At 71.9% G+C, this 1,861-nt stretch carries 3 protein-coding genes; 1 reads left to right on the top strand and 2 read right to left on the bottom strand.

The genetic code is table 11. From position 1 onward, the window contains the following. A partial coding sequence (locus tag AB0J64_RS57165) for a hypothetical protein (RefSeq protein ID WP_364047208.1) occupies positions 1 to 415 on the top strand: 415 nt, incomplete at its 5' end. 71 nt (positions 416 to 486) lie between these two features. Here AB0J64_RS57165 and AB0J64_RS57160 read toward each other — a convergent pair. Both AB0J64_RS57160 and AB0J64_RS57155 read right to left on the bottom strand, forming a co-directional pair. Further along, positions 487 to 630 carry a hypothetical protein gene (locus AB0J64_RS57160; RefSeq protein ID WP_364047205.1) on the bottom strand — a complete coding sequence of 48 codons (144 nt, stop codon included), beginning with the start codon at positions 628 to 630 and terminating at the stop codon, positions 487 to 489. A 523-nt stretch (positions 631 to 1,153) separates the two neighbouring features. Further along, on the bottom strand, positions 1,154 to 1,861 hold a 708-nt coding region (locus tag AB0J64_RS57155), incomplete at its 5' end, for a hypothetical protein (RefSeq protein ID WP_364047202.1).

Below are 1,861 nucleotides of genomic sequence, written 5' to 3'. Positions count from 1 at the left end.
CCGGCCAAGGCCGGTGCGCCGCCTCGTCACCGAAGCAGCCGTCCTGAGCGCTCATAACCAGAGCCCGGCCTCCGTCGCCCAGTGGACCTGCCTGCATGGTCAGCACGCCGGGCACGGCTGCGTCGCCTGCTATCGCGCCTCTGCCGACGTCGATCCTGCACATCCGCAGTGGGAGGTCGCGGCGTGGTTCACCACCGAGCGGCCGATCCCCATCAGGGCGCTGCAGGACGTGCACCGCCACGACCGCGGGCTCACGCTCACCCAGCCGTCGACGCCTCTCGTCTACCTTCTGAGCGCACGTGTGAGAGCCGCCCTGGGGGCGGAGGCGGTGGCGGGAGTGGTGGGGTTCCTGGTGCAGAACCGGCACATCGTCGACGAGTTCACCGTGACGGAGATCCGCGCCGTCCACTCCTGAACGTCCCCGTGCCAGGGTCTGTGTGATCTTGGTGTGGTGTTCAGTGAGCACCACACGGCCAAGAGCGCCGTTCACCAGGGGAAGACAGGGGTCTTCAACGGGCCGCCCTCGCTGACGTCGGGCTCGCCGCTGTGCTGGCGCACCAGCGGCGCCTCGGCCGACTCGAACAGCATTTGCGAGCCGTCCTGCAGGGTGTGCCGCACCGAATCCGCCACGTCATCCGCCCGTCTCTCGCCCGGACACTGACCGGCCGGCCCGGCCAGGCACGTCCGGTGACGTGTTCGATACGTCTGCTGTATCGCTGCGAACGCGTGCTACGGCGTGGCATCCCGGATGGTATGACGCGGGCGGGGGCGGCGCGGGAGCGGAAATCCAGAGGCGCCGTGGCGACGAACGCAGCGCCCAGCGAAGGCACCGCTCACCCTGGGCCGAGCCCCGTGGTGCCGTCCATGGTGACGACGCCGACGGCCCCTCACGTTCCGTTGGAACAACCAGCTCAACGTGCCTTACGTGTCTGACAAGGTCAGCACGCACGGACCTGCGAGAAGAGCCAACAACCCTGGATAACTGGCGTACGGTGGCGCCGGCCGGAGCCTGGGTCATGGGGCGTTCCTTCCGCGTGGCCGAAGAAGTCGAAGAGCCCTGCGCCCACGCAGTGTGACACCGGGAATCGCCGCGCGGTTGATCATCCCGATCGCGGACGCGGAGATCGCCACGTTCCGGCCGCCCGGAATGGGGTCACAACGGCACGATGAGAGCCTGGGGGCGGCCCGTCGGGAAGGCCCACACGTGCTTGCCGGCCGCGATCATCAGCGCGAGCGGCGCCTTCAGCCCCAGCCGGATCCGGCGAACGGCGGCGCCGACGACCGGGGCGAGCGCGAAGAGGTCACGTCCCCCGCCGGCCAGCACGCCGTTCGCGCAGGCCAGGAAGGGCACCGGCCCCGCGGGAGCGTCCACGAACCGCCGCGGCTCGCCCGACCAGGCGGAGACCCGCAGCAGCCCGCCCGCCACGCTGACCCACAGGGAGCCGGCGCACACGATCATGCCGCCGCGCTCGCAGGTCCCGAGATCCACCTCCCTGGGGCCGCCGCGCAGCAGGGTGTCGCGTTTCGAGGTCCACCACAGGCGCTCGCCCTCGACCGCGCACAGGTCCAGGCCGGGTAACTCCACAGGGTCGCCGAGGCGACCCGGCTCGATGAGCCTGCGCGCCCGATCGGCGCCGACGGCCCAGATCTCCCCGCCGCCCGCGAGCACCCGGCCCTCGAAGCGCGCGCTGGCGATCGGCGCGCCGCACTGGTCGAGCCAGTACACCCGATCGGCCGAGGCCCCCGCCAGGCAACCCTGCGGCAGGGAGTCCGCGGGCAAGGAGTCCACGGGCGGCGCCGCGGCGAACGTCCTCGGCACCACCACGGTCCCCGCCAGCGCCCCGGGCATGCCCGCCGTGCC

The organism is Nonomuraea sp. NPDC049695, assembly GCF_040674955.1.
In the GTDB taxonomy this organism is placed as follows: Bacteria; Actinomycetota; Actinomycetes; order Streptosporangiales; family Streptosporangiaceae; genus Nonomuraea; species Nonomuraea helvata.
The sequence above is the reverse complement of the archived record's forward strand: the minus strand, read 5'-3'. Positions and strand labels throughout refer to the sequence as shown.